This is a genomic window from Agromyces binzhouensis (assembly GCF_004135055.1).
In the GTDB taxonomy this organism is placed as follows: domain Bacteria; phylum Actinomycetota; class Actinomycetes; order Actinomycetales; family Microbacteriaceae; genus Agromyces; species Agromyces binzhouensis.
Window position 1 is genome coordinate 1 of sequence record NZ_SDPL01000811.1, and the last position, 579, is coordinate 579.

Below are 579 nucleotides of genomic sequence, written 5' to 3' on the forward strand. Positions count from 1 at the left end.
CGGGTGCGCCTGCACGTCGGCCCCGACGGCGCCGTGGGACCGTACGCGGCGCGCAGCCATCGGATCGTGCCGGTCGCCTCGCTGCCGCTCGCGGTCGCGGAGATCGAGTCGATCGCGCCGCTCGCCACCGACCGCCGCACGGCCCACGCCGCCGACGGAGCCACGGCGATCGACCTCGTCGCCCCGTCCTCGGGCGCCGCGGAACTCGTGATCCGCACCGCGGGAGATCGACGCCCCGAGCATCCGCCGACGATCGTCGAGCGCGTGGGCGAGCGCAGCTTCACGCTCGACCGCGGCGGCTTCTGGCAGGTCCACCGGGGTGCGGCCGCGACGCTGACGCGTGCCGTGCAGGAGGCCGTCGACCCCGCCCGGTTCGACCCGGACGCGGAGAACCAGGACCTGTACGGCGGCGTGGGCCTGCTCGCCGCCGCCGTGGGCGACCGGTTCGGCCCGACGACGCGGATCACGACTGTGGAGGCCGACGCGCGCGCGACCGAGCACGCGGGTGCGAACCTCGCCGACTGGATCGGCGCGCGCGCCGTCTCGGACCGCGTCGACCGCCACCTCGACCGCCTGGCC

Annotated in this window: 1 protein-coding gene; it reads left to right on the top strand. The window is 76.9% G+C overall.

The features are described from left to right. Positions 1-579 (top strand): class I SAM-dependent RNA methyltransferase (locus ESO86_RS19640; RefSeq protein ID WP_479722799.1); only part of this gene is annotated, 579 nt, incomplete at both ends.